Origin of the sequence: Burkholderia sola (assembly GCF_905400185.1) — a bacterium.
Lineage (GTDB): Bacteria > Pseudomonadota > Gammaproteobacteria > Burkholderiales > Burkholderiaceae > Burkholderia > Burkholderia sola.
In genome coordinates, this window is the sequence record NZ_FR989675.1 from 2205576 (window position 1) to 2227852 (window position 22277).

Annotated in this window: 23 protein-coding genes and 1 pseudogene; 15 read left to right on the forward strand and 9 right to left on the reverse strand. The window is 65.8% G+C overall.

All coding sequences use genetic code 11. The features are described from left to right. Positions 1-22 precede the first annotated feature (22 nt). The 8 genes and pseudogenes from KR541_RS10095 to KR541_RS10130 all read left to right on the forward strand — a co-directional run bounded on the left by KR541_RS10095 (position 23) and on the right by KR541_RS10130 (position 6253). Positions 23-793: a GntR family transcriptional regulator gene (locus KR541_RS10095; RefSeq protein ID WP_050013323.1), complete on the forward strand. Its 771-nt coding sequence runs from the start codon at positions 23-25 to the stop codon at positions 791-793. Beyond that, positions 790-2529: pseudogene (locus KR541_RS10100) on the forward strand (fumarate reductase/succinate dehydrogenase flavoprotein subunit). Before KR541_RS10095 ends, KR541_RS10100 begins: the two are co-directional and overlap by 4 nt. 11 nt (positions 2530-2540) lie before the next feature. Next, positions 2541-2786 carry a 4Fe-4S dicluster domain-containing protein gene (locus KR541_RS10105; RefSeq protein WP_050013325.1) on the forward strand — a complete coding sequence of 82 codons (246 nt, stop codon included), beginning with the start codon at positions 2541-2543 and terminating at the stop codon, positions 2784-2786. A 132-nt stretch (positions 2787-2918) separates the two neighbouring features. Further along, on the forward strand, positions 2919-3923 hold the full coding sequence (locus KR541_RS10110) for a HEAT repeat domain-containing protein (RefSeq protein WP_050013326.1): 1005 nt from the start codon (positions 2919-2921) through the stop codon (positions 3921-3923). Further along, a complete protein-coding gene (locus KR541_RS10115) occupies positions 3920-4198 on the forward strand; it encodes a gamma-butyrobetaine hydroxylase-like domain-containing protein (RefSeq protein ID WP_050013327.1) in 279 nt (92 codons plus the stop codon). The genes KR541_RS10110 and KR541_RS10115 overlap by 4 nt, the downstream gene beginning before the upstream one ends. A gap of 75 nt (positions 4199-4273) precedes the next feature. Further along, complete coding sequence (locus KR541_RS10120) at positions 4274-5188, forward strand: NAD(P)-dependent oxidoreductase (RefSeq protein WP_349631909.1); 915 nt, start codon at positions 4274-4276, stop codon at positions 5186-5188. A 49-nt stretch (positions 5189-5237) separates the two neighbouring features. Beyond that, positions 5238-5711 (forward strand): NUDIX hydrolase, encoded by a 474-nt coding sequence (locus KR541_RS10125; protein ID WP_080334221.1) that lies wholly within the window; start codon positions 5238-5240, stop codon positions 5709-5711. 92 nt (positions 5712-5803) lie between these two features. Beyond that, positions 5804-6253, forward strand: a complete 450-nt coding sequence (locus tag KR541_RS10130) for an acetyltransferase (RefSeq protein WP_050013330.1) — start codon at positions 5804-5806, stop codon at positions 6251-6253. A gap of 3 nt (positions 6254-6256) precedes the next feature. On the opposite strand, the gene KR541_RS10135 is transcribed toward KR541_RS10130, so the two are convergent. Beyond that, a complete protein-coding gene (locus tag KR541_RS10135; RefSeq protein ID WP_063772887.1) occupies positions 6257-6844 on the reverse strand; it encodes a 2'-5' RNA ligase family protein in 588 nt (195 codons plus the stop codon). Positions 6845-6996: 152 nt separating this feature from the next. Between KR541_RS10135 and KR541_RS10140 the strand changes: the two genes are divergently transcribed. The 3 genes from KR541_RS10140 (at position 6997) to KR541_RS10150 (ending at position 10770) form a co-directional block, all read left to right on the forward strand. Next, positions 6997-7614 (forward strand): 3'-5' exonuclease, encoded by a 618-nt coding sequence (locus tag KR541_RS10140; RefSeq protein ID WP_050013331.1) that lies wholly within the window; start codon positions 6997-6999, stop codon positions 7612-7614. A gap of 97 nt (positions 7615-7711) precedes the next feature. Continuing rightward, positions 7712-9307 carry a VPA1262 family N-terminal domain-containing protein gene (locus tag KR541_RS10145; RefSeq protein WP_216089525.1) on the forward strand — a complete coding sequence of 532 codons (1596 nt, stop codon included), beginning with the start codon at positions 7712-7714 and terminating at the stop codon, positions 9305-9307. Next, a complete protein-coding gene (locus KR541_RS10150) occupies positions 9292-10770 on the forward strand; it encodes a hypothetical protein (protein ID WP_204383297.1) in 1479 nt (492 codons plus the stop codon). The genes KR541_RS10145 and KR541_RS10150 overlap by 16 nt, the downstream gene beginning before the upstream one ends. Positions 10771-10984: 214 nt before the next feature. On the opposite strand, the gene guaA is transcribed toward KR541_RS10150, so the two are convergent. The 5 genes from guaA to KR541_RS10175 all read right to left on the reverse strand — a co-directional run bounded on the left by guaA (position 10985) and on the right by KR541_RS10175 (position 16672). Then, positions 10985-12604 (reverse strand): glutamine-hydrolyzing GMP synthase, encoded by a 1620-nt coding sequence (guaA, locus tag KR541_RS10155; protein WP_050012880.1) that lies wholly within the window; start codon positions 12602-12604, stop codon positions 10985-10987. A 107-nt stretch (positions 12605-12711) separates the two neighbouring features. Then, positions 12712-13311 (reverse strand): hypothetical protein, encoded by a 600-nt coding sequence (locus KR541_RS10160; protein ID WP_050012881.1) that lies wholly within the window; start codon positions 13309-13311, stop codon positions 12712-12714. Positions 13312-13317: 6 nt separating this feature from the next. After that, complete coding sequence (gene guaB, locus KR541_RS10165; RefSeq protein WP_050012882.1) at positions 13318-14778, reverse strand: IMP dehydrogenase; 1461 nt, start codon at positions 14776-14778, stop codon at positions 13318-13320. Positions 14779-15057: 279 nt separating this feature from the next. Beyond that, on the reverse strand, positions 15058-15879 hold the full coding sequence (locus KR541_RS10170; RefSeq protein ID WP_050012883.1) for a DUF2182 domain-containing protein: 822 nt from the start codon (positions 15877-15879) through the stop codon (positions 15058-15060). Positions 15880-15907: 28 nt separating this feature from the next. Then, on the reverse strand, positions 15908-16672 hold the full coding sequence (locus KR541_RS10175) for a DUF899 domain-containing protein (protein WP_050012884.1): 765 nt from the start codon (positions 16670-16672) through the stop codon (positions 15908-15910). Between the two features lie 114 nt (positions 16673-16786). On the opposite strand from KR541_RS10175, the gene KR541_RS10180 reads away from it, so the two are divergent. The 3 genes from KR541_RS10180 to KR541_RS10190 all read left to right on the forward strand — a co-directional run bounded on the left by KR541_RS10180 (position 16787) and on the right by KR541_RS10190 (position 19803). Next, positions 16787-18007 (forward strand): hypothetical protein, encoded by a 1221-nt coding sequence (locus KR541_RS10180; protein WP_050012885.1) that lies wholly within the window; start codon positions 16787-16789, stop codon positions 18005-18007. Positions 18008-18038: 31 nt separating this feature from the next. Next, on the forward strand, positions 18039-18725 hold the full coding sequence (locus KR541_RS10185; RefSeq protein WP_050013032.1) for a Vgb family protein: 687 nt from the start codon (positions 18039-18041) through the stop codon (positions 18723-18725). A 112-nt stretch (positions 18726-18837) separates the two neighbouring features. Continuing rightward, positions 18838-19803: a DMT family transporter gene (locus KR541_RS10190; RefSeq protein ID WP_050012886.1), complete on the forward strand. Its 966-nt coding sequence runs from the start codon at positions 18838-18840 to the stop codon at positions 19801-19803. A 42-nt stretch (positions 19804-19845) separates the two neighbouring features. Here the strand turns inward: KR541_RS10190 and KR541_RS10195 are convergent, their stop codons facing one another. Then, positions 19846-20169, reverse strand: coding sequence for an RnfH family protein (locus KR541_RS10195; RefSeq protein WP_050012887.1), 324 nt, complete (start codon positions 20167-20169; stop codon positions 19846-19848). Positions 20170-20173: 4 nt separating this feature from the next. After that, the gene (locus KR541_RS10200) at positions 20174-20611 is read right to left on the reverse strand and encodes a type II toxin-antitoxin system RatA family toxin (RefSeq protein WP_006478512.1); all 438 of its coding nucleotides are present in this window, start codon (positions 20609-20611) and stop codon (positions 20174-20176) included. A 99-nt stretch (positions 20612-20710) separates the two neighbouring features. Here KR541_RS10200 and smpB point away from each other — a divergent pair, with 99 nt between their 5' ends. After that, on the forward strand, positions 20711-21157 hold the full coding sequence (gene smpB, locus KR541_RS10205) for an SsrA-binding protein SmpB (RefSeq protein WP_050012888.1): 447 nt from the start codon (positions 20711-20713) through the stop codon (positions 21155-21157). Between the two features lie 152 nt (positions 21158-21309). On the opposite strand, the gene KR541_RS10210 is transcribed toward smpB, so the two are convergent. After that, positions 21310-22245, reverse strand: coding sequence for an SPFH domain-containing protein (locus tag KR541_RS10210; protein WP_050012889.1), 936 nt, complete (start codon positions 22243-22245; stop codon positions 21310-21312). Between the last annotated feature and the right edge of the window lie 32 nt (positions 22246-22277).

A 22277-nucleotide genomic window follows, 5' to 3' on the forward strand; every position in this document is an offset into this window, starting at 1 on the left:
TCTTGTCATAACAAGTTGACCGATGCCCCCACCCAACGTCGTGCCGTTGTCCGCGGCCCCGCTCTACGTGCAGATCAAGGACACGCTGCGCACGCGCATTCTCGACGGCACCTACGCGCCGCACAGCCGGATGCCGTCCGAGCACGCGCTCTGCGCGATGTTCGACGTCAGCCGCATCACGGTGCGCCAGGCGCTCGGCGACCTGCAGAAGGAAGGCCTGCTGTTCAAGCTGCACGGCAAGGGCACGTTCGTGTCGAAGCCGAAGGCGTTCCAGAACGTGACGTCGCTGCAGGGCTTCGCGGAGGCGATGTCGTCGATGGGCTACGAGATCGTCAACCAGTTGCGCAGCCTGCGCACGGTGAAGGCCGATCGCCATCTCGCGACGAAGCTGAACGTGCCCGAAGGCGCGCCGCTCGTCGAGATCCATCGCGTGCGGCTGCTGAACCGCGAACCCGTGTCGCTCGAACAGACCTGGGTGCCGGAAGCGCTCGGCAAGCGTCTCGCCGGCGCCGATCTCGCGACCCGCGACATCTTCCTGATCCTGGAGAACGACTGCGGCATCCCGCTCGGCCATGCCGACGTGTCGATCGACGCGATCCTCGCGGACGACGAAATCGTCGACGCGCTGCACGTCGAGGAAAGCAGCCCGGTGCTGCGTATCGAACGCCTCACGCACGACGCGTCGGGCGCGCCGCTCGACTACGAATACCTCTACTTCCGCGGCGACGCCTTCCAGTACCGGTTGCGCGTCGACCGGCAGAAGGCGCGCAAACCTGCAAGGAACCCGCGATGAATACCCATGTGCATGAATACGACATCGTCGTGGTCGGCGGCGGCACGGCCGGCCCGATGGCGGCCATCAAGGCGAAGGAGCGCGATCCGTCGCTGCGCGTGCTGCTGCTCGAGAAGGCCAACGTGAAACGCAGCGGCGCGATCTCGATGGGGATGGACGGCCTGAACAACGCGGTGATTCCCGGCCATGCGACGCCCGAGCAGTACACGCGCGAGATCACGATCGCCAACGACGGGATCGTCGACCAGGAAGCCGTGTACGCATACGCGACGCACAGCTTCGCGACGATCGAGCAGCTCGACCGCTGGGGCGTGAAGTTCGAGAAGGACGGCACCGGCGACTACGCGGTGAAGAAGGTCCACCACATGGGCTCGTACGTGCTGCCGATGCCGGAAGGCCACGACATCAAGAAGGTGCTGTACCGGCAACTGAAGCGCGCCCGCATCGCGATCACGAACCGGATCGTCGCGACGCGCGTGCTGACCGACGCGCAGGGTCGCGCGAGCGGCGTGCTCGGCTTCGACTGCCGCACCGCCGATTTCCACGTGATCCGCGCGAAGGCCGTGATTCTCTGCTGCGGCGCGGCCGGCCGCCTCGGCCTGCCGGCGTCGGGCTACCTGATGGGCACGTACGAGAACCCGACCAACGCGGGCGACGGCTACGCGATGGCCTATCACGCGGGCGCCGCGCTCGCGAACCTCGAATGCTTCCAGATCAATCCGCTGATCAAGGATTACAACGGCCCGGCGTGCGCGTACGTGACGGGCCCCTTGGGCGGCTTCACCGCGAACGGCAAGGGCGAACGCTTCATCGAATGCGACTACTGGAGCGGCCAGATGATGTGGGAGTTCTACCAGGAACTGCAGAGCGGCAACGGTCCCGTGTTCCTGAAGCTCGACCATCTCGCGGAGGAAACGATCCGGACCATCGAGCAGATCCTGCATACCAACGAGCGGCCGAGCCGCGGCCGCTTCCATGCGGGGCGCGGCACCGACTACCGCAGCCAGATGGTCGAGATGCACATCTCCGAGATCGGCTTCTGCAGCGGCCACAGCGCATCGGGCGTGTACGTGAATGCGCGCGCGGAGACGACCGTGCTGGGGCTGTACGCGGCCGGCGACATGGCGGCCGTCCCGCACAACTACATGCTCGGCGCGTTTACGTACGGCTGGTTCGCCGGGCAACACGCGGCCGACTACGTGGCCGGCCGCGAACACGCGCCGGTGGACGACGAACAGGTCGATGCCGAGCGCACCCGCGCGCTCGCGCCGCTGCTGCGCGAGCGCGGCCTGGCGCCGGCGCAGGTCGAGTACAAGCTGCGCCGCATGGTGAACGACTACCTGCAACCGCCGAAGGTGACGCGCAAGATGGAAATCGGGTTGCAACGTTTTGACGAAATCACTGAGGATATCGAAGAAATCAAGGCGAACAACCCGCACGAACTGATGCGCGCGGCCGAAGTGCGCGCGATCCGCGATTGCGCGGAAATGGCCGCGCGCGCATCGCTGTTCCGCACCGAGAGCCGCTGGGGGCTGTACCACCATCGCGTCGATTTTCCGCACCGCGACGATGCCGAATGGTTCTGCCACACGTGGCTGCGCAAGGACGCCGCCGGCGCGATGCGCAGCGAGAAGCGGCCGGTCGAACCGTAAGTCGTGCCGCTTGCCGACGACGAACGCGGCGCCTACGCGCAGTTGCGCATCCGCGAACCGGCCGCGCCCGCGGCCGCCCTGTGAGGAACCTTGCCATGCCCCATACCCCGCACGACACCTTCCAGCGCAGCAGCGCGCCCGTGACGATCGACGAGTCGCTGTGCATCGCCGACAAGGGCTGCACCGTCTGCGTCGACGTGTGCCCGCTCGACCTGCTCGCGATCGACGTCTCCAAGGGCAAGGCGTACATGCAGTTCGACGAATGCTGGTACTGCATGCCGTGCGAACGCGACTGCCCGACCGGCGCGGTCAAGGTCGACATCCCTTACCTGCTGCGCTGACACGGCGCGCCACCTGCGCACCGACGACAGCACGACCGAGCCCGTGTTTATCGACATCAAGCGCCGCTGTCTCGCGCTGCTGCGCGACGCGGCCTGAGCGCAATTGCCCATTCACCGCACCGACTTTTCTCCATGACCGCTTCTTCCTCCGCTTTCCCGCTGCCCGGCGTGCCAACTGTCGATCACGCCGATCAGGCCGCGCTCGTCGCGCGCCTCGCCGCAGCCGATGCATCGGTGCGTCGCATCGCGCTGCTCGAACTCGCCGATCTCGAGGCGCCCGAGCTCGTGCCATCGTTCGTCGCGGCGCTGCGCGACGACCCGTCCGCCGACGTGCGCGGCGAGGCCGCGCGCGTGCTCGACGCGTGGGAGCAGCCCGATGTCGTCGACGCGCTGTGCCACGCGCTGCTCGATCCCGACGATGGCGTGCGCGCGACGGCCGCGCAAAGCCTGTCCGAACTGAAGGACGCGGCATCGGGCGCCGTGCTGTGCCGCTGGGCCGACCGGCCCGAGCCGTTCGTGCGCGGCGCCGTGCTGCGCGGTTTGCGCGAGTTGCGCGACCCCGACGCGTTCGCGCCCGCGCTGCATGCGCTCGACGCGAGCACCGCGGCCGTACGCGCCGAGGCGGTCGTCGTGCTCGGCTGGCTCAAGGACAGCCGCGCGCTGGCGCCGCTCGCGCGCATCGCGACCACGGACACGGATGCGGACGTGCGGCGCGCCGCGGTCAGCGCGATCGGGTTTGCGGCGGCCGACGATACCGCGGTCGTCACCGCGTTGCTCGTGGCGCTGCGTGACACTGAATGGCAGGTGCGCGAGGAAGCGGCGGCCACGCTCGGCAAGCTGCGCGCCGCCGTTGCGCGCGACCCGCTCGTCGCCGCGCTCGACGACGATTACTGGCAAGTGCGCGTGCGCGCCGTGCGTGCGCTCGGGCAATTGCGCGATGCGGCCGCGGCATCGGCCGTCGTCGCGCTGCTCCCGCATGCGATCAGCAACCTGCGCAAGGAAGCCGCGCTCGCGCTCGGCGAATTGCGCGACCGGGCGACACTGCCCGCGCTGCACGACGCACTCGACGATCGCGACCCCGACGTCCGCAAGGCCGTGCGGATCGCGATCGGACAGATCGACGACGCATCGCGATGATCGCGCCGACCGACATCGCGCTCGATCACCCGGCGCGCGCATTGACGCTGCGCTGGCCCGACGGCGCCACGCAACGTATCGGTTATGCGCGGTTGCGCAGCGATTGCCCGTGTGCGGAATGCCGAAAGGTCCGGCTCGACGGCGGCCACATCGACGCGCGGCCGGGCCTGACACTCGACGGCATGGAAGCGCTCGGCTACGGCGTACGCTTCCTGTTCGGCGACGGCCATGCACGCGGCATTTATCCGTGGCCGTATCTGGCGGACCTCACGTAGGGGCGACGACGCGCTTCCGTGGTCGCGCGGGCCGGATGGCAGGCGCGCGAAAACGCTGCGATACTGACGCCCACGATCGTCGCCACCTACCGTGGGAGCCGCACCATGCAAACCGCAGTCGGATTCATCGGCCTTGGCGTGATGGGTACGCCGATGGCGCTCAATCTCGCGCGGGCCGGCACGCCGCTCGTCGTGTGGAGCCGTTCGCACGACAACGACGATGCGCTGCGCGCCGCCGGCGCACGCGTGGCCGAGGACATCGACAGCGTATTCGCGTCCTGCCGCACCGTGATCCTGATGCTCGCGAACGACGCGGCGATCGACGCCGCCCTCGCGCGCGGCACGCCGGCTTTTGCCGCCCGGGTCGGCGCACACACGATCGTCAACATGGGCACGAATGCGCCCGACTATTCTCGCGTGCTCGCCGATGAAATCGCCGCCGCGTCGGGCCGCTACGTCGAGGCGCCGGTGTCGGGCTCGCGCAAGCCGGCCGAAGCCGGACAGCTCGTCGTGATGCTGGCCGGCGCGCCGACCGACGTCGATGCCGTCCGCGCGCTCGTGAAGCCGCTGTGCCGCGACAGCTTCGTGTGCGGCGACGTGCCGTCGGCGCTGACGATGAAGCTCGCCGTCAACCTGTTCCTGATCACGATGGTCACCGGTCTCGCCGAGGCCACGCATTTCGCGCAACGTCACGGTATCGACCTCGCGCGCTTCGCCGACGTGCTGAATGCCGGCCCGATGGCCAGCGACGTGTCGCGCGTGAAGCTCGGCAAGCTCGTCGCGGGTGATTTCTCGGTGCAGGCCGCGATCACCGACGTGCTGAAGAATGCGCGCCTCGTCGCCGAATCCGCGCGCGGCATCGGCATCGCGTCGCCGCTGCTGGACATCTGCCACGCGCTTTACGGCGAGACCGAGCAGGCCGGACATGGCGCGGCCGACATGGTCGCCGTGATTCGTGCGATCGAACGGCGTACCGGGGACGCGCGATGAGCGGTGTGCACGTGCACGCGTTCGTTCCCATCGACGGGTAGGAGCGACCATGTCCGCAACCGACAACGCTGCTTGCTTGCGCCCCGTTCCCGCCGTGATCGGCATCGTGCTGCGCGAACGCGATGTGTTGCTCGTGCGCCGCGCGAATCCGCCCGACGCAGGTTGCTGGGGCTTTCCCGGCGGCAAGATCGAGTCGGGCGAGCCGCTCGCGGACGCGGTCGTGCGCGAGATCGCGGAAGAAACGATGATCGACGTCGAAGCGCTCGACGCCTTTACCGCGCTGGATGCGTTCGATTACGATGCGCACGGCGCCGTGCGCCAGCATTTCGTCATGATCGCGGTGCTGTGCAGATGGCTGCGCGGCACGCCGGCCGCCGGCGACGATGCACTCGACGCGCGCTGGTTCGGCATCGACGAACTCGACCGCGACGATTTGCCGATGAGCGCGGGCGTGCGGGACGTCGCGCGACGGGCGATGGAGCGGGCGGCGATGCTGGGCCGCGCGCGTCCGCCATTCGCCTGACACTTCCGCTGTCGCTTGCGCATCGGCGCGACGCGTTCGCTCCGTCATGGAGCCGGCTAGCCTCCGAGCGCCGAATCATCACACATCAAACCATGCTCAGAATTCGACAATCCACCGAGGCCGACGGCACACGTGTGCTGGATATCTGGCGCCATGCCGTCGACGCCACGCATCACTTCCTGAGCGACGACGATCGTCGTTCAATCGAGTCCGAAGTCGTCGCATTTCTGCCGGGCGCACCGCTCGATCTGGCCGTCGACGAGCGCGATCGCGCGATCGGCTTCATGCTGCTCGACGGCAGCCACATGGAAGCGCTGTTCGTCGATCCCGCGCACCATCGCGCGGGAGTCGGGCGGTTGCTCGTCGAAGAGGCGCTCAAACGCCATCCCGACCTGTCGACCGACGTCAACGAACAGAACGAAGCGGCGGCGGGATTCTATGAACGGCTCGGATTCGAGCGCTGCGGGCGATCGGAGCTGGATGGACAGGGGCGGCCGTATCCGCTGATTCACCTTCGTTATCGCGGTGGCGATCGGGACTGAAGATCATCCCGGCGGGCTACCGGTCGTCAGCGGCCAGCGCCCCAAAACGTCGTAGTGCGACTTGCCGAGCCAGCTATCGATCAGGGCGAAGTCGAACACGGTCCAGGTAATCGGCTCGATCCGGTACTCATCGGGCCTCTGTGCACCATACAGCAGCGTCACGTGCGGGGTAAAACTCGACGGAAAAACAGGCACACCCGCCCGTTTCAACGCGTCTCGCAACTGCCGTCGAAAATCGATCAAGTCCTCCAGACCGGCCTTCCCCGTCAGCACCAGCGGCTGACGACCGGACCGCCGGTTGAAACTGATGATCTTGTCGAACGTCACGGAGAAAGATGGCACGTCGATGCGGTCCGCCACCGCACGTGCCCGTACAAGGGTAGCGCCCGGCACATAGGCGAAGTCGCCCAGAGAACCCAGCGTAATGTGCAGACGCTCGATGCCCACCATGCTGTCCTTCTCCAGCCGCATGCTTTCGACAAGGCCAGTAATGCGCGCCGCCGTGGCCAGGTCCGGCATCACGGCGAAAAAGAAGCGGTGCACGGGAACCGGCGGCGGCGCATCGAATCCGGGTAGCGTCAGTTGAGTCACGGCAGCATCTCCATCTGGCCTGGAGCGAGATTTGATTATCGTCAATCGGTAGCCTGCTCGCTCCCGCTCGACGAATCCGCCGTTCGCGCGCCCGAAGATGCTACCCTCTTGGCCACACTCGACACCCTCTGATGACGCACCTGAATTCAACCATGCAAACCGTCGCGGTACTGGATTTCGAAACCACCGGGCTGTCGCCGAATCTGGGCGACCGCGCAACCGAAATTGCCGTCATCCTGCTGCGCGACGGGCAGGTCGTCGACCGTTTCCAGAGCTTGATGAATGCCGGCCGACGCATCCCGTCCGATGTCGTTGCGCTCACCGGCATCACGAACGACATGATCGCGGCGGCGCCGCCCGCGTCCGAAGTCATGAAGGAAGCGGCGGCGTTCGTCGGCAAGCATGCGGTCGTCGCCCACAACGCCGGCTTCGACAAGCGCTTCTGGCAGTCGGAACTGGGGATGCTCGGCATGTCGGCCGACCATCCGTTTGCGTGCACGATGCTGGTGGCGAGGCGGATCTATCCCGACGCCCGGAGTCACCGCCTGTCGAGCCTGGCCGAGATGCTGCGGCTGCCGCAAACGGGCCGTGCGCACCGGGCGATGGTCGATGCCGAGATGGCCGGGCATCTTTGGTGCCGGTTGCAGCAGGAAATTTCGCGGACTTATGGACTGGATCGGATCGATCACGCGTTGATGTCGCGGGTGCAGGCGACGACCAAGGCGAAGGTGCCGATGTATTTGCGGTCGCTCGGGCGGGCGCTTGCGTGACGCATCCGGTCCCGGAACGGAAAACACGACGCGCGCTGACTGACCCCGCGCGTTAACGCAAAACGGCCTGGCAAAACACGGATCAGAGGGGACTGTAATGAACCAATACAAAGTACCCGAACCTCGCTCCCCGTTGCCTGAGCTAACGCAGCTTCTCACGCCCGGCATGCTAGGGTTCTATACGCATGTCGAGTGTACGGAGCTGTTCGCTAATCGGCGCGAACATGATGGTGCGCTCAATGTCTTCACACTCTTAGTTGCCGAGGAGCGATCTAATATTGAGGCACTGCCCGCCCGCTTCCTGACTCCGAAACCTATCCGGATCAAATCCCTCAATGATTGGAGTTTCGGCCTCCGTCGTTACACATTGCAGATCGACACGCTCCTTCCTGCACTTACGGCTGTGGAGGCAGGGGAAGGATGGAAACTTTCGGGCGATAACCTCGAGATCGGCAAGCTTTTCCCAATGCCCGCGCAATTTGTGCCTCCCGACAATGGCTCAGCGGTCCCATGGAACAAGCTCCTGAAAAACAACTTTTGGAGCGGTTCACACCTGCTTGAATGGACCGATCACGGCAAGGAAGTGCTGATGCCGTTCTCTGCCGACCCTCGTCGGTTGCAAGAGCTATCGGTGCAGGTCGAGAAGTACATCCCACTCCAATTGGCAGCGATGTCAGACCGGCTCGGCAATCTAGTTGTCCAACTCCCCGTCACGGTGCTGATGGCCGAATTCCAGAAGCTTCACGATGGGAATTTCCAGGTCGAACACGCCTGGCACCCAAAGGCCATTCCACGTCCTTTGATTGCGGTCTGCGAATTGGAACACGACGACATCCTCACGGGCTTTGCGTCGGCAAGCTTGGAGGACAGAATCACCCCACTCCCGATGCGTGCCGGCCGAGGGCTGTATCGGGGCTTCGTCTGGGACGAGCGGAGCAGCACACTCCTCGTCGCCTCGGGCCCAGGCTCTTTTATCTCAACCCTCTCATTCAATATGAGTTCACCCGATCCTGAACCGCGTATCTTTTCGGTCAAGAATCCGGATGGAAGTTGGGACCCTCGGCGCGTCGGCCTGACTGCGTTTTCCAATCAAAGCCTCGTTGGCGATCCCCAACCAGACGACAATGGCGGGTGGACAGCGAAACGAATGTACACCGAACACGCCAATAGGCTGGCTGCCGAGCGTCGCTTTGTTCAGTACCGTCCAGCCCATGGAAATGGAAATGCCTGCCGTCGAAAAGCGTTAGATGACCTTCGCGCCTTGATCATCGCTTACGGAGGAAAGGGGGCCTGGCTCTGGGATCCTTACCTATCAGCCAACGACATACTTGAAACGCTGTTTTACTGTCCGTATCAAGGAGTGGACCTCCGTGGTCTGACGACGCCCAAGGCTGGTTCCGGCGACGAAATCCGCCAGACACTTGACGAGTGTCAGAGCAATTGGCGGGGCTTGAAACTTGAGCTTCGAGTGCAGAAGGGCTCGACGGGATGGGACTTCCACGACAGGTTCTTGATCTTCCCATCCGGCCCGGACGGGGCCATGGCCTGGTCGCTCGGCACCTCGGTGAACTCCGTGGGCACTGCGCATCACATTCTCCAGAAGGTCGACAATGCTCAGCTTGTTATGGATGCCTTCACCGACCTCTGGGAGCTACTCAGCGAGCCGGACCATCTCATATGGAAGAAACCGTGATGAAAGCCGAGAATATCGTCCTCTCGGCGATGGAGAAGGCTACGCAAGCTGGACCGATCGAAGTTCCCAATGCTCTTATTGCGTCGATCGAAGCACAGTCCGATCCGTTGCAGGCCCTTTCTGATTGGGACGCCCGCAACAAGATATTTGAATCGATCAGATCTCAATTTACATTCGTCGATTTCGTCCGAACAAGCGGCAAGCCGCCGAGCGCTGAGGATTTCGAACAACTCACCGGCCTGCTTCGGTGGGTCCTGCAAGAATGTTCGAGTTGGAACAGCGATGTCGATCCACGGCGCATCCGGCTGGTCGCCCTACTCGTCGTCGGCCAATTCACAATGGTGGATACGAATTTCTGGGCCGCCGCACCAGATAACTTCAAGCCGAACGATGATCTGCTTGCTGCGCTCGAGAGAGGGATCGCGAGCCTGACGACGAGCTTTACGACTCGTGGCCTATCCCCTCCCATCTGGGAATCGGAAGCCGTAGCGAAATTTGAAAAAGCTGACACCGAGGGTGATTGGATCGGAATCGCACAAGGCTGGCGTTTGATCGAAGACCGTTTTTTCCCGAGCATCGCCATCGCGCAGGCTGCCCAGTGCCTTGACAGGTTTGCGCCCCAGCACCTAGTACAGGCTGTTTCGAGTCTACGACAGATGGCGTCGATCATGAGTGTCGCGCTATCGCTCCCTCCCAATGCGGCGCTACGCCTCGGCTCTGAATCGACCAATCCTCATGTTCAATTCGCGACAACTTATAGAGCTGTGTCATCAAGGGCTAACCGGGAGCCGCTTGGAGACGCTTGTAAAGAATTTCTGACTCGGATCTTGAATGAAGTGTCGAAAGATACGCAGCGCTGGGCTGGTTGGATGCGCGTGTTCAACTGCTTTTCTTTGCAGTTTCCAGAGTTACAGGCGCCGCTTGGCGCCGCTCTTGCCAATGCGGACACCGCCGCGCTTCAACTCTACGTTGACACGATCAGCGTGCACTGGTCTGGTCAGCAAACCCGATTTGCAGTTGCGAATTGCCTCCGAATCTTCCGCGACAAGGCCGGAATCGAGAAGCGACAGACATTGTGGAATTTGGCTTATCAGCGTTGGACGTCGTGGGAATTTGGTCTGAGCGGGACTGGTGAGAGCCTTACCAAGATCGCTCGATGCGAATTGGACTACGCTTTGGTGGGTTATATCGTCGAATGTCTCGACGATGCCGATCGACAACACATGCTGGCCTCGCTCATCAAGAAACTTCAGGCCGTGGAAGACACTTGGCACCCAGGGATTGTCGACTGCATTTCTAAGTGGTACGCAGTGTTGTCGGAAATGCAGCCCCTTTACTTGGCAATGAGTATCGTGGGCACAAAAGCTGAGTGGATCGATCAAGAACGGATAATGCGGCTACCGTTCGATCCGGACAAGGAGGCTTATACGGTCCTCAAATACGGTAGACCTCAACTCGCATAGGTGTGTGGCCAAGCCAGATACGCAATTCCAACTTAATTGCCCTAGCCACAAGTTTTGGCTGAACGCCTGATACCATGCCGGGATTACAAATTCCAGGCACGGTATCCGCAGTTTTTCGATGGTGCGCCCTTCGCACACCACGGAAAACACAGTTTATGACGCGAGAGATATCGTTATTTTATCTTTTTATAAAAATCAATAACGCACAACGCGCTCACTCCCACTCAATCGTCGCCGGCGGCTTCCCCGAGATGTCGTACACCACCCGATTGATCCCGCGCACCTCGTTGATGATCCGGTTCGACGCACGGCCGAGCAACGCATACGGCAGATGCGCCCAATGCGCGGTCATGAAGTCGGTCGTCTGCACCGCGCGCAGCGACGTCACATAGTCGTATGTGCGCCCATCGCCCATCACGCCCACCGACTTGACCGGCAGGAACACCGCGAACGCCTGGCTCGTCAGGTCGTACCAGCTCTTGCCGACATCGCCCTCGCCGCACAGGCCCGCAGCCGCATCCTGCGCGGTCGCGGTCGTGCCACGCAGCTCCTCGATGAAGATCGCGTCCGCACGGCGCAGCAGGTCCGCATACTCGCGCTTCACTTCGCCGAGAATCCGCACGCCGAGGCCCGGGCCCGGGAACGGATGGCGGTACACCATCTCCGGCGGCAGGCCGAGCGCGACACCCAGCTCGCGCACTTCGTCCTTGAACAGGTCGCGCAGCGGCTCGAGCAGCTTCAGGCCGAGCGTTTCCGGCAGGCCGCCGACGTTGTGGTGGCTCTTGATCGTCGTCGCCTTCTTCGTCTTCGTGCCGCCCGATTCGACCACGTCCGGGTAGATCGTGCCCTGCGCGAGCCACTTCGCCTTCGACAGCTTCTGCGCTTCAGCCTGGAACACCTCGACGAACTCGCGGCCGATGATCTTGCGCTTCGCTTCCGGATCGGTCACGCCGGCCAGGTGGCCGAGGAACTGGTCGGACGCGTCGACGTGCACGACCTTCGCATGCAGCCGGCCCTCGAACATGTCGAGCACCATCTTGCCTTCGTTCAGGCGCAGCAGGCCGTGATCGACGAACACGCAGGTCAGCTGATCGCCGATCGCGCGATGGATCAGCGCGGCCGCGACGCTCGAATCGACACCGCCCGACAGGCCGAGAATCACTTCCTCGTCACCGACCTGCTCGCGGATCTTCGCGACGGCTTCCTCGATGTGGTTCTTCATGATCCAGTCGGGCTTCGCGCCGGCGATTTGCAGCACGAAGCGTTCGATGATCTGGCGGCCCTTCACCGTGTGCGTGACTTCCGGATGGAACTGCACCGCGTAGTAGCCGCGCGCCTCGTCGGCCATGCCGGCGATCGGGCAGCTCGGCGTCGACGCCATCAGCGCGAAGCCCGGCGGCAGCTCGGCCACCTTGTCGCCGTGGCTCATCCAGACCTTCAGCATCCCGTGGCCTTCGGCCGTCGTGAAATCCTCGATGCCGTCGAGCAGGCGCGTATGGCCGTGCGCACGCATTTCCGCGTAGCCGAATTCGCGATGGTCGCTCCACTCGACCTTGCCGCCGAGCTGCACGGCCATCGTCTGCATGCCGTAGCAGATGCCGAGCACCGGCACGCCGAGATCCCACACGGCCTGCGGCGCGCGCAGTTGATGGTCTTCGTACGTGCTCGCGTGGCTGCCCGACAGGATCACCGCCTTCGGCGCGAACTCGCGGACGAATTCGTCGGACACATCGTTCGGATGGATTTCGCAGTAGACGTGCGCTTCACGCACGCGGCGCGCGATCAGTTGGGTGACTTGCGAACCGAAGTCGAGAATCAGGATTTTGTCGTGCATGGCTGCGGACGGGATGAAGAGAATAAGAAAAGCAGCGCACGAAGCGCTGCGTCAAAAGCATGGATAGCGGCGTCGGGCGGCAGGCGGCTCGCGCGACGCATCGCCGGTCAATCCTGCGACGGCGGGCGCGCGTCGAACGCGACGCTGCCTGACGCGCGCTCGGAGGCGGCCGATGGGGCTGCCGCGGCCGGCGCCGAAGGCGCCACCGGACGGCTGACGACCGGCTCGACCCGCGGCTGCACGGCGGAAGCCCGCGCCGGTTCGACCGGACGCTGCGCGTCCCGGCCCTCGAGCGCCTGCGCTTTCTCGCGCCGGCGCACGGCCGATGCGAGGCGCACGCCGCCGAGGCCGAGCAGGATCAACGCGACTCCGGCCACCGCCGACAACACCCGGCCGGCGGCCGCGAGCGCGGGGCCGCTGCCGGTGCCGAGCGACCACACGACCGTCAGCACGCCGGTCAGCCAGTTGACATGGCCGACCGCGCGCGCGACGGGCGCCGTGAAGTCGCCGTTGAACGCCGCATGAAACGCGAGCCACGCGAGCCCGAGCAGCGCGATGCCGAACGCCTGGCCGAGCATCGCCGGCTGGATGTTCGCCAGTTGCAGCGCGTTGAACAGCGCCTGCCAGGGCGTCAGCACGAACAGCACGCCGAACGCCAGCAGCAGCACGGCATCGACGATCAGCACGGCTCGCAGCAGCGGTTTCATCGGCGATCAGTCCACGTGGTAGTTCGGCGCTTCCTTCGTGATCTGCACGTCGTGCACGTGCGACTCGCGCATGCCCGCCGCGGTGATCTGGACGAATTCGGCCTTCTCGTGCAGCTCGTCGATCGTCTTGCAGCCGCAGTAGCCCATGCTCGCGCGCACGCCGCCGACCAGCTGGAACAGGATCGCGTTGACCGAACCCTTGTACGCGACGCGGCCTTCGATGCCTTCCGGCACGAGCTTGTCGATGTTCGCCGAGTTGTCCTGGAAGTAGCGGTCCGCCGCGCCGTCCTTCATCGCACCGACCGAGCCCATGCCGCGATACGACTTGTACTGGCGGCCCTGGTACAGGAACACGTCGCCCGGCGCCTCTTCGGTGCCCGCGAGCATGCTGCCCATCATCACGGCGTTCGCGCCGGCCGCGAGGGCCTTCGACACGTCGCCCGAGAAGCGCACGCCGCCGTCGGCGATGCACGGCACGCCGGTGCCCTTCAGTGCTTCCGCGACGTTCGCGATCGCGCTGATCTGCGGCACGCCGACACCCGCGACGATCCGCGTCGTGCAGATCGAGCCCGGGCCGATGCCGACCTTGACCGCGTCCGCGCCATATTCGACGAGCGCCTTCGCGGCGGCGGCCGTCGCGATGTTGCCGCCGATCACCTCGACGTGCGGGAAGTTCTGCTTGACCCAGCGCACACGCTCGAGCACGCCCTTGCTGTGACCGTGCGCGGTATCGACGACGATCACGTCGACGCCGGCCTGCACCAGCAGCTCGACGCGTTCTTCGTTGTCCGGACCGACGCCGACCGCCGCGCCTGCGCGCAGCTTGCCGTGTTCGTCCTTGCACGCGTCCGGGTGCTCGGTCTGCTTCGTGATGTCCTTGACGGTCATCAGGCCGCGCAGTTCGAACGCGTCGTTGACGACCAGCACGCGCTCGAGGCGGTGGCTGTGCATCAGCGCCTTCGCCTCGGCGAGCGGCGTGCCTTCCTTGACCGTGACGAGGCGCTCGCGCGGCGTCATGATCGACTTGACCGGCTCGTCGAGGCGCGTTTCGAAACGCAGGTCGCGGTTCGTGACGATGCCGACGAGCTGCGGGCCTTCGACGACCGGGAAGCCCGAGATGCCATGCTGGCGCGACAGCGCGATCACGTCGCGCACCTTCATTTGCGGCGGCACCGTGATCGGGTCGCGGACGACGCCCGACTCGAAACGCTTGACCTTGGCGACTTCGCGGGCCTGTTCGGCCGGCGTCAGGTTCTTGTGGACGATACCGACGCCCCCCTGCTGCGCCATCGCGATCGCGAGGCGACCTTCGGTGACCGTGTCCATCGCGGCGGACACGAGCGGCATGTTCAGGGAGATGTTGCGGGTCAGCTTGGTCTTGAGGCTGGTGTCGCGCGGGAGAACGTCGGAGAAGGCGGGAACGAGGAGCACGTCATCGAAAGTGAGTGCTTTTTGGATCAGACGCATGGCAAATCCTATGGGCGCAAAAGCGAATTATACGCGAAGCGCCGCGAATTTTCACAACACGAACAACGGCTTAGCCGGTTTCGGCCGCTCGGGGGCCGAATCGTTCGGATCGCCGTTCGGTTCGTTTTCGATCGCTTTTCGTTTTACGGGCGCGTCGAACCATTCGCGCAATCAGGCCGGGCGGCAGGTGCGCGTGTTGCGGCGGGGCTACACGGGCGCGACGACAGCGTCCGCGCACGGCCCGGCGACACGCCCGCCGAAGCGGCTTGCCTGCCCGCCTCACGCCAGCCCGGCCGCGCGGGCCACCATCGCGATGCCGGCCACCACCACCGCGTACCCGACGATCCGCGCGACGCACCCGCCGGCCGGCGCCACGCGTTCGGCGGCGATCGCCACCGCGACGGCAGCCATCACGTGCAGTTCCATCATGCCGGCCGCCAACGCGACCGCCATCAGGTTCCCGCAACACGCGCCGCATCGGATCGCGGCGCGCAGGCCGTACCGCCATGCCGTGACGACCGCAGCCCGCGGCACATGCCCATCGTGCGCCGCCGCGTGCCGGCAGCACGCGAGCCGGCGCGCCTTCCACCCGGAGAATTGCAACGCGCCCGCGGCCAGCACGACGGCGCCGGCCGCGAACGGGATCGCCCGGGCGAACGCCGGCAGCCGGGCGGCGGCCATCGTCAGTGCGGCGCCAATCGGAAACACGAGCGCGCCGAGCGCGATCCAGACCGAGAAATATCCGGCCCCCGCGACGACGACGAGCCAGGCCGACCGCACCGCCGCATGCGGGCCGATGCGCTGCCGGTAACCCCAGAGCATCGGCGCGAGCACGGGCAGCATCATCGTCACCGTCATCGCGCCCCACATTTCAACGAACGCCACGAACGCGCGCCCGGCGCCCTGCCCGCACGGCCGCAGCCAGGCGGCCGACGCCATCCAGCCGCCGGGCATCGGTTCGCCGCCCATCGCCGCCATCGACGCGTGCTGCGCCAGCAACGCCATCGCGACGACCGCGAACACGGCCGCGACCGCCACGCAGAACGCCCGGGGATCGGGGGCCGTCTCGCCGGCTTTCGGCCCGGTCGTCATTCGTGTCATCACGCGCTCCCGCCCGTGGCCACCCCGCTCAACCGCGCGCGTACTCGTCGTGACGGCGCCACCATGGGCCGGCCTCGTTGCGACCGAGCGGCGCGCGATCGAGCCACTGGTACATCCCCCACAACCCGTCGAGGCCGCGCGCGTAAGTCGAATACGTGTGATAGACGGCGCCGTCCTCGCGCACGAATGCGCTCATTCCCGGCCGGTCGAGCGAATACCTGCGTGCGTCGGTGCCGCACGTGGCCGCGAACTGTACGACGGGTGCCGGCGGCGGATCCATGTCCATCGCATGGCCGGCCCGCGCATAGTTGTATTCGACGTCGCCCGCGCGCTGCTGCGTTTCGGTGAACGACACGTTGAAGTCGAAGTTGAAATCGCTGCCGACCGACGACGCCCACGGGAACGTCCAGCCCATCCGCTGCCGGTATGCGAGCAGTTTCGCGAGCGGCGCGCGCGACACGGCCGCGAGCGTCACGTCGTGGTGCGCCAGATGCACGGCGAAGCCGTCGAAGCCGTCGGCAAGCGCCGAGCACGACGGGCAGCCCGCCTTGTAGTCGGGGCCGAACATGAAGTGATAGACGAGCAATTGCGAACGGCCGTGAAACAGGTCGTCGAGCGTCGCCTGCCCGTCCTCGGTATCGAACCGGTAAGTCTTGTCGACGCGCACCCACGGCAGCGCCTGGCGCCGCCGCGCGAGTTCGTCGCTTTGCCGCGTCAGCGCCTTTTCCGCGTCGAGCAGCGCGCGACGTTCGGCCAGCCATTCGTCGCGGGTTCCGGTGAGATGGGTCGTCATTGCAGGTTCCTCCTTCCGATGGGTATCCGGGCACGGCATCCGGAGCCGTGTGCGTGGTGCTAGATTAGTGGCCGGCATCGGGCCAGAGGGAGTGACAAGTGTGTCGGGATTCGGATGGATTCGCTGATCACGGCGGCCGCGCGCGCGCTCGCGGCCGGTGACGCGCTCGGCGCACTGAACCGCGTCGCGCTGCGCGACGATGCGCCGGCGCTCGCGCTGCGCGGGATCGCGCTCGCGCAGCTCGGCGATTTCGACCGTGCACGCGCGCTCGTGCGCGGCGCCGCACGCGCATTCGGCGCGAAAGAAGCGGTCGCGCGGGCGCGCTGCGTCGTCGCGGAAGCCGAGATCGCGCTCGCGTCGCGCGACCTGCACTGGCCGACGCGCGCGCTCGATGCGGCCTGCGCGACGCTCGACGCGCACGGCGACCACGCGAACGTCGCGCATGCCCGCTATCTCGGCGTGCGCCGCTTGCTGCTGATCGGCCATCTCGACGAGGCCGAGCAGCTGCTTGCGCATCTCGATCCCGCTCCGCTGCCGCCCGCATCGCGCGCCGCCCATGAATTGATCGCAGCCGGCATCGCGATGCGCCGCATCCGCACGCATGCGGCCCGTGCGGCGCTCGACCGTGCGCGGACAGCCGCGCGCGCCGCCGGCATCGCGGCGCTGACGGCCGAGGTCGACACCGCGGCGCTCGCACTCGACGCACCGGCCGCGCGGCTCATCGCGCGCGGCACGTCGCGGCTCGTGTCGCTCGACGAAGTCGAGACGCTGTTCGAGTCGAATTCGCTGGTCGTCGACGCATGCCGCCACACGGTGCGCGATGCGCGCAAGACCGTGTCGCTCGCGCGGCGTCCGGTGCTGTTCGTGCTCGCCCGCACGCTTGGCGAAGCGTGGCCGGCCGACGTGTCGAGAAACGCGCTCGTCGCCGCTGCGTTCCGCGCGAAACAGGCCGACGAATCGCATCGTGCGCGGCTGCGTGTCGAAATCGGCCGGCTGCGCGCGGTGCTGCGCCCGCTCGCGAACGTCGTCGCGACACCGCGCGGCTTCGCGCTCGAACCGCTCGGCGTGCGCGACACCGTCGTCCTCGCGCGCCCGGTCGACGATCGGCACGCGGCCCTGCTCGCGCTCCTCGCCGACGGCGAAGCGTGGTCGAGCTCCGCGCTGGCGCTCGCGCTCGGCGCCAGCCAGCGCACCGTGCAGCGCGCGCTCGATGCGCTCGCGGAAACCGGCAAGGTGCAGGCGCTCGGCCGCGCACGCGCGCGCCGCTGGATGACGCCACCGCTGCCCGGATTCGCGACGACCTTGTTACTCCCGGTTGCGCTGCCGGGCGATTAGGATGGCCTCATCGAACCACGAGGTGACGAACATGAAACGCTCCACTGCAGACATCCTTCACGAATACGGCCCGTTTCCGGGCGTCGACGGCGTGCACGGCGTCACGTTCGACGGGCAGCACGTGTGGTACGCGTCCGGCGACAAGCTGAATGCGCTCGACCCCGAGCGCGGCACGATCGTCCGTTCGCTCGACGTCGCCGCGCACGCGGGCACCGCATTCGACGGCCGCCACCTGTTCCAGATCGTCGAGGACCGCATCGAGAAGATCGACCCCGAATCGGGCCGCGTGCTCGCGACGATCCCGGCGCCCGGCGGCGGCGCCGATTCGGGGCTCGCGTGGGCGGAAGGCACGCTGTGGGTCGGCCAGTACAGCGAACGCAAGATTCATCAGGTGGATCCGCAGTCGGGCGCCGTGCTGCGCACGATCGAATCGAACCGCTTCGTCACCGGCGTGACGTGGGTCGACGGCGAGCTGTGGCACGGCACGTGGGAGGCCGACCGGAGCGACCTGCGGCGCATCGATCCGCGCACGGGCGAAGTGCTCGAGCAGATCGACATGCCGGCCGGCGTCGGCGTGTCGGGGCTCGAATCCGACGGTCACGACCGCTTCTACTGCGGCGGCGGCAACAGCGGCAAGCTGCGTGCCGTGCGGCGCCCGGCGCGCGCGCGTGTCGCCGGCGACGGCGCGGCGGCGACGCCCGATTCGACAGAGGATTGATTCGCCGCCCTGTCGAAACCACTCCATGCCCCGAGTGCAGGAATGAACAAGACGCCGCCGCGACGGCATCGCTAAGATGCGCGCACCTCGGTCATTTTGTTCGGAGCGGTCGATGCAGCGCGGCGTGGTGTACGGTGTCCTGGCGGGCGCCATGTGGGGCATGGTGTTTCTGGTTCCGCGGCTGCTGACCGATTTCTCGCCGCTGCTGCTGAGCGCCGGCCGCTACACGATGTACGGCCTCGTGTCGCTCGTGGCCGCGCTGTCGGCCGCGCGCGCGCTGCTGGCCCGGCTGACCCGCGAGGATCTCGTCGCCCTCGTGAGGCTCGCCGTCATCGGCAACGTCGCGTACTACATGCTGCTGTCCGGCGCCGTGCACCTGATCGGCATCGCGCCGAGTTCGCTGATCGTCGGCGTGCTGCCCGTGACCGTCACGCTCGCGGGCCTCGGCGACCAAGGCGCGATGCCGCTGCGGCGGCTTGCCGCCCCGCTCGCGCTGGTGATCGCGGGCATCGTCTGCATCAACGTCGATCTGTTTACGTCCGAAGCCGCGCACGCGACGACGCTCGCCCAGAAGCTCGCGGGCATCGCCTGCGCGGCGGGCGCGCTCGCGAGCTGGACCTGGTATGCGGTGGCAAATACGCGATACCTGCAGCGCCATCACCATTTCGGCGGCAACGAATGGTCGGTGCTGTGGGGTGTCGTGACGGGTCTGATCGGCGCGCTCTGCTGGGTGGCGATCCTCGCGCTGCCGGCCGGCGCCGTGCAGGCGGCCGTGCCCGCATCGCGCTGGCAGTTGTTCTGGCTGCTGAACCTCGTGCTCGCGATCGGCGCGTCGTGGCTCGGCAACGGGCTGTGGAACGCCGCGTCGAAGCGGCTGCCGCTGACGCTGTCGGGTCAGCTGATCGTGTTCGAAACCGTGTTCGCGATGCTGTACGCGTTCGTGTACGACCGGCGAATGCCGCATGTGCTGGAGATCGCCGCGCTCGTGCTGCTGCTCGCCGGTGTATACGGCTCGGTACGAAAGCATGGCGACACGCCGGGCGGCGCGCCGACAAACGCAAACGCCGCGGCCCACTGAGCGCCGCGGCGTTTGATCGGACCCATCAGCGCGAACGACGCGTCAGCGCGCGTCCTTGTGCATCCACTTGCGGCCCTCGATCGAGCCGTCGCGGCGGGACTTGTCGACGCGCCGCTGGCGCGCGAGCTTCGGATCGACGATCAGCGGACGGTAGATCTCGACGCGATCGTGGTCGACGAGCGGCGCATCGAGCGGCGCGAGCTTGCCGTAGACGCCCGTCTTCGCGTGCGCGAGATCGATCTCCGGGTGCAGCGCGAGCACGCCGCTCGCGTCGATCGCCGAGCGCACGGTCGCGCCTTCGGGCAGCGACAGCGGAATCAGCGTCTGGCGGTCCGGCAGTGCATAGCAGACTTCGATCGACAGCATCGCGTCACCCCTTTCCGTAGCGCTGGTCCGCGCGCTTCACGAACGAATCGACGAACGTGTTCGCGATGTGGCTGAACACCGGCCCGATGATCTTCTCGAGCAGGATGCTCGAAAACTCGTAGTGCAGCGCGAATTCGATCTTGCACGCGTCGGCGCGCAGCGGGATGAAGCGCCACGAACCCGTGAACTTCTTGAACGGCCCGTCCGCGAACTCCATGTCGATCCGTGTCGGACGCTGCTGCGTGTTGCGCGTCGCGAAATGCTGCTTGATACCCTTGAAGTTGATGTCGATGCGCGCTTCCATTCCGCTCTCGTCCTGACGGCGAACCTCGACACCGCCGCACCAGGGCAGGAAATTGGGGTAGTCGGCCACGTCGGTGACGAGGTCGAACATCTGTTCCGCCGAGTGACGGATCAATACGGTTTTCTGGACATCTGCCATAAATCGCGCGGCATCGCTTAAAGTGGGAACGCCAAGCCGGGCGATTCCCGCCCCGCTTTGCTAAAATCGTGATTTTAAACGAGTTGGCCCGATCCTTTCATGAGCATCATCGACAACAGGAAAGCGCACTTCGATTATCACATCGAGGAACGCTACGAGGCGGGGCTCGTGCTGGAGGGCTGGGAAGTCAAGGCGCTGCGCGCCGGACGCGGCCAGATCAAGGAAGGCTACGTCGTGGTGAAGAACGCCGAGATCTTCCTGATCGGGACCCATATCAGCCCGCTGCCCGAGGCCTCGACGCACATCAAGCCCGACCCGGTCCGCACGCGCAAGCTGCTGCTGCACCGCGACGAAATCAAGAAGCTGATCGGCAAGGTCGAGCAGCGCGGCTATACGCTCGTGCCGCTGAACTTCCACTACAAGGGCGGCCGCGTGAAATGCGACATCGCGCTCGCGAAGGGCAAGAAGCTGCACGACAAGCGCGAAACCGAGAAGAAACGCGACTGGGAACGCGAGAAGGCGCGCATCATGCGCGCCGGCACCTGACGCACACGGCGTTCATCGCAAACGACACGGCCCGCTCGAAGCGGGCCGTGTCGCTTTTGACTACCTGAATCGCGCGTCCGGTTTGCCCGACTGCGCGACGATTCGCCGCATGACGATGCGCACGCGGCAGCCGCGCGCGCATCGCATCGGGCTCAGCCCTTCGCGCCGGACGCCGCCCCCGCGTTCTTGACGATCGTCAGCGCCGACGAGATCGCGGTGCCGAGATCCGACAGGTTCGACGGCACGATCAGCGTGTTGCCCTGCTTCGCGAGATTCGCGAACGCGCCGACATACTGCTCGGCGACCTTCAGGTTCACCGCGTCCATCCCGCCTTGCGACTGGATCGCGCTCGCGATCTTCTGGATCGCCTGCGCGTTCGCCTCGGCCACCGCCAGAATCGCGGCGGCTTCGCCCTGCGCCTGGTTGATCGCGGCCTGCCGTTCGCCTTCGGACTTCTGGATCGCGGCTTCACGCGCACCCGACGCGAGGTTGATCTGTTCCTGCTTGCGGCCTTCGGATGCGGCGATCAGCGCGCGTTTTTCACGCTCCGCGGTGATCTGCGCCTGCATCGCGTGCAGGATTTCCTTCGGCGGCGTCAGGTCCTTGATCTCGTAGCGCAGCACTTTCACGCCCCAGTTCGCCGCTGCCTGATCGAGCGCCGACACGATGTTGTGGTTGATGAAATCGCGTTCCTCGAACGTCTTGTCGAGTTCGAGCTTGCCGACCACCGAGCGCAGCGTCGTTTGCGCGAGCTGCGTGATCGCCAGCACGAAGTTGCTCGATCCGTAGGACGCCTTCATCGGATCGGTTACCTGGAAGTACAACACGCCGTCGACCTGCAACTGCGTGTTGTCGCGCGTGATACAGACCTGGCTCGGCACGTCGAGCGGAATTTCCTTCAGCACGTGCCGGTATGCGATGCGATCGACGAACGGCAGCACGATATTGAGACCGGGCGACAGCGTCGCGTGGTAGCGCCCGAAGCGCTCGAGCACCCATGCATGCTGCTGCGGCACGATCTTCACCGTCTTCGACACGATCACGATCGCGATGACGAGCAGGACAACCCAGATGATCAGCGAATCCATGAAATATTCTCTCCTTGTTGTATCAGCGGACG

What these genes read in the sequence shown, in the direction of transcription:
- KR541_RS10095 (WP_050013323.1), top strand. Translation starts at nt 23, where the DNA reads ATGCCCCCACCCAACGTCGTGCCGTTGTCCGCGGCCCCGCTCTACGTG.
- KR541_RS10105 (WP_050013325.1), top strand. Translation starts at nt 2,541, where the DNA reads ATGCCCCATACCCCGCACGACACCTTCCAGCGCAGCAGCGCGCCCGTG.
- KR541_RS10110 (WP_050013326.1), top strand. Translation starts at nt 2,919, where the DNA reads ATGACCGCTTCTTCCTCCGCTTTCCCGCTGCCCGGCGTGCCAACTGTC.
- KR541_RS10115 (WP_050013327.1), top strand. Translation starts at nt 3,920, where the DNA reads ATGATCGCGCCGACCGACATCGCGCTCGATCACCCGGCGCGCGCATTG.
- KR541_RS10125 (WP_080334221.1), top strand. Translation starts at nt 5,238, where the DNA reads ATGTCCGCAACCGACAACGCTGCTTGCTTGCGCCCCGTTCCCGCCGTG.
- KR541_RS10130 (WP_050013330.1), top strand. Translation starts at nt 5,804, where the DNA reads ATGCTCAGAATTCGACAATCCACCGAGGCCGACGGCACACGTGTGCTG.
- KR541_RS10140 (WP_050013331.1), top strand. Translation starts at nt 6,997, where the DNA reads ATGCAAACCGTCGCGGTACTGGATTTCGAAACCACCGGGCTGTCGCCG.
- KR541_RS10145 (WP_216089525.1), top strand. Translation starts at nt 7,712, where the DNA reads ATGAACCAATACAAAGTACCCGAACCTCGCTCCCCGTTGCCTGAGCTA.
- KR541_RS10150 (WP_204383297.1), top strand. Translation starts at nt 9,292, where the DNA reads ATGGAAGAAACCGTGATGAAAGCCGAGAATATCGTCCTCTCGGCGATG.
- guaA (WP_050012880.1), bottom strand. Translation starts at nt 12,604, where the DNA reads ATGCACGACAAAATCCTGATTCTCGACTTCGGTTCGCAAGTCACCCAA.
- KR541_RS10160 (WP_050012881.1), bottom strand. Translation starts at nt 13,311, where the DNA reads ATGAAACCGCTGCTGCGAGCCGTGCTGATCGTCGATGCCGTGCTGCTG.
- guaB (WP_050012882.1), bottom strand. Translation starts at nt 14,778, where the DNA reads ATGCGTCTGATCCAAAAAGCACTCACTTTCGATGACGTGCTCCTCGTT.
- KR541_RS10170 (WP_050012883.1), bottom strand. Translation starts at nt 15,879, where the DNA reads ATGACACGAATGACGACCGGGCCGAAAGCCGGCGAGACGGCCCCCGAT.
- KR541_RS10175 (WP_050012884.1), bottom strand. Translation starts at nt 16,672, where the DNA reads ATGACGACCCATCTCACCGGAACCCGCGACGAATGGCTGGCCGAACGT.
- KR541_RS10180 (WP_050012885.1), top strand. Translation starts at nt 16,787, where the DNA reads ATGGATTCGCTGATCACGGCGGCCGCGCGCGCGCTCGCGGCCGGTGAC.
- KR541_RS10185 (WP_050013032.1), top strand. Translation starts at nt 18,039, where the DNA reads ATGAAACGCTCCACTGCAGACATCCTTCACGAATACGGCCCGTTTCCG.
- KR541_RS10190 (WP_050012886.1), top strand. Translation starts at nt 18,838, where the DNA reads ATGCAGCGCGGCGTGGTGTACGGTGTCCTGGCGGGCGCCATGTGGGGC.
- KR541_RS10195 (WP_050012887.1), bottom strand. Translation starts at nt 20,169, where the DNA reads ATGCTGTCGATCGAAGTCTGCTATGCACTGCCGGACCGCCAGACGCTG.
- KR541_RS10200 (WP_006478512.1), bottom strand. Translation starts at nt 20,611, where the DNA reads ATGGCAGATGTCCAGAAAACCGTATTGATCCGTCACTCGGCGGAACAG.
- smpB (WP_050012888.1), top strand. Translation starts at nt 20,711, where the DNA reads ATGAGCATCATCGACAACAGGAAAGCGCACTTCGATTATCACATCGAG.
- KR541_RS10210 (WP_050012889.1), bottom strand. Translation starts at nt 22,245, where the DNA reads ATGGATTCGCTGATCATCTGGGTTGTCCTGCTCGTCATCGCGATCGTG.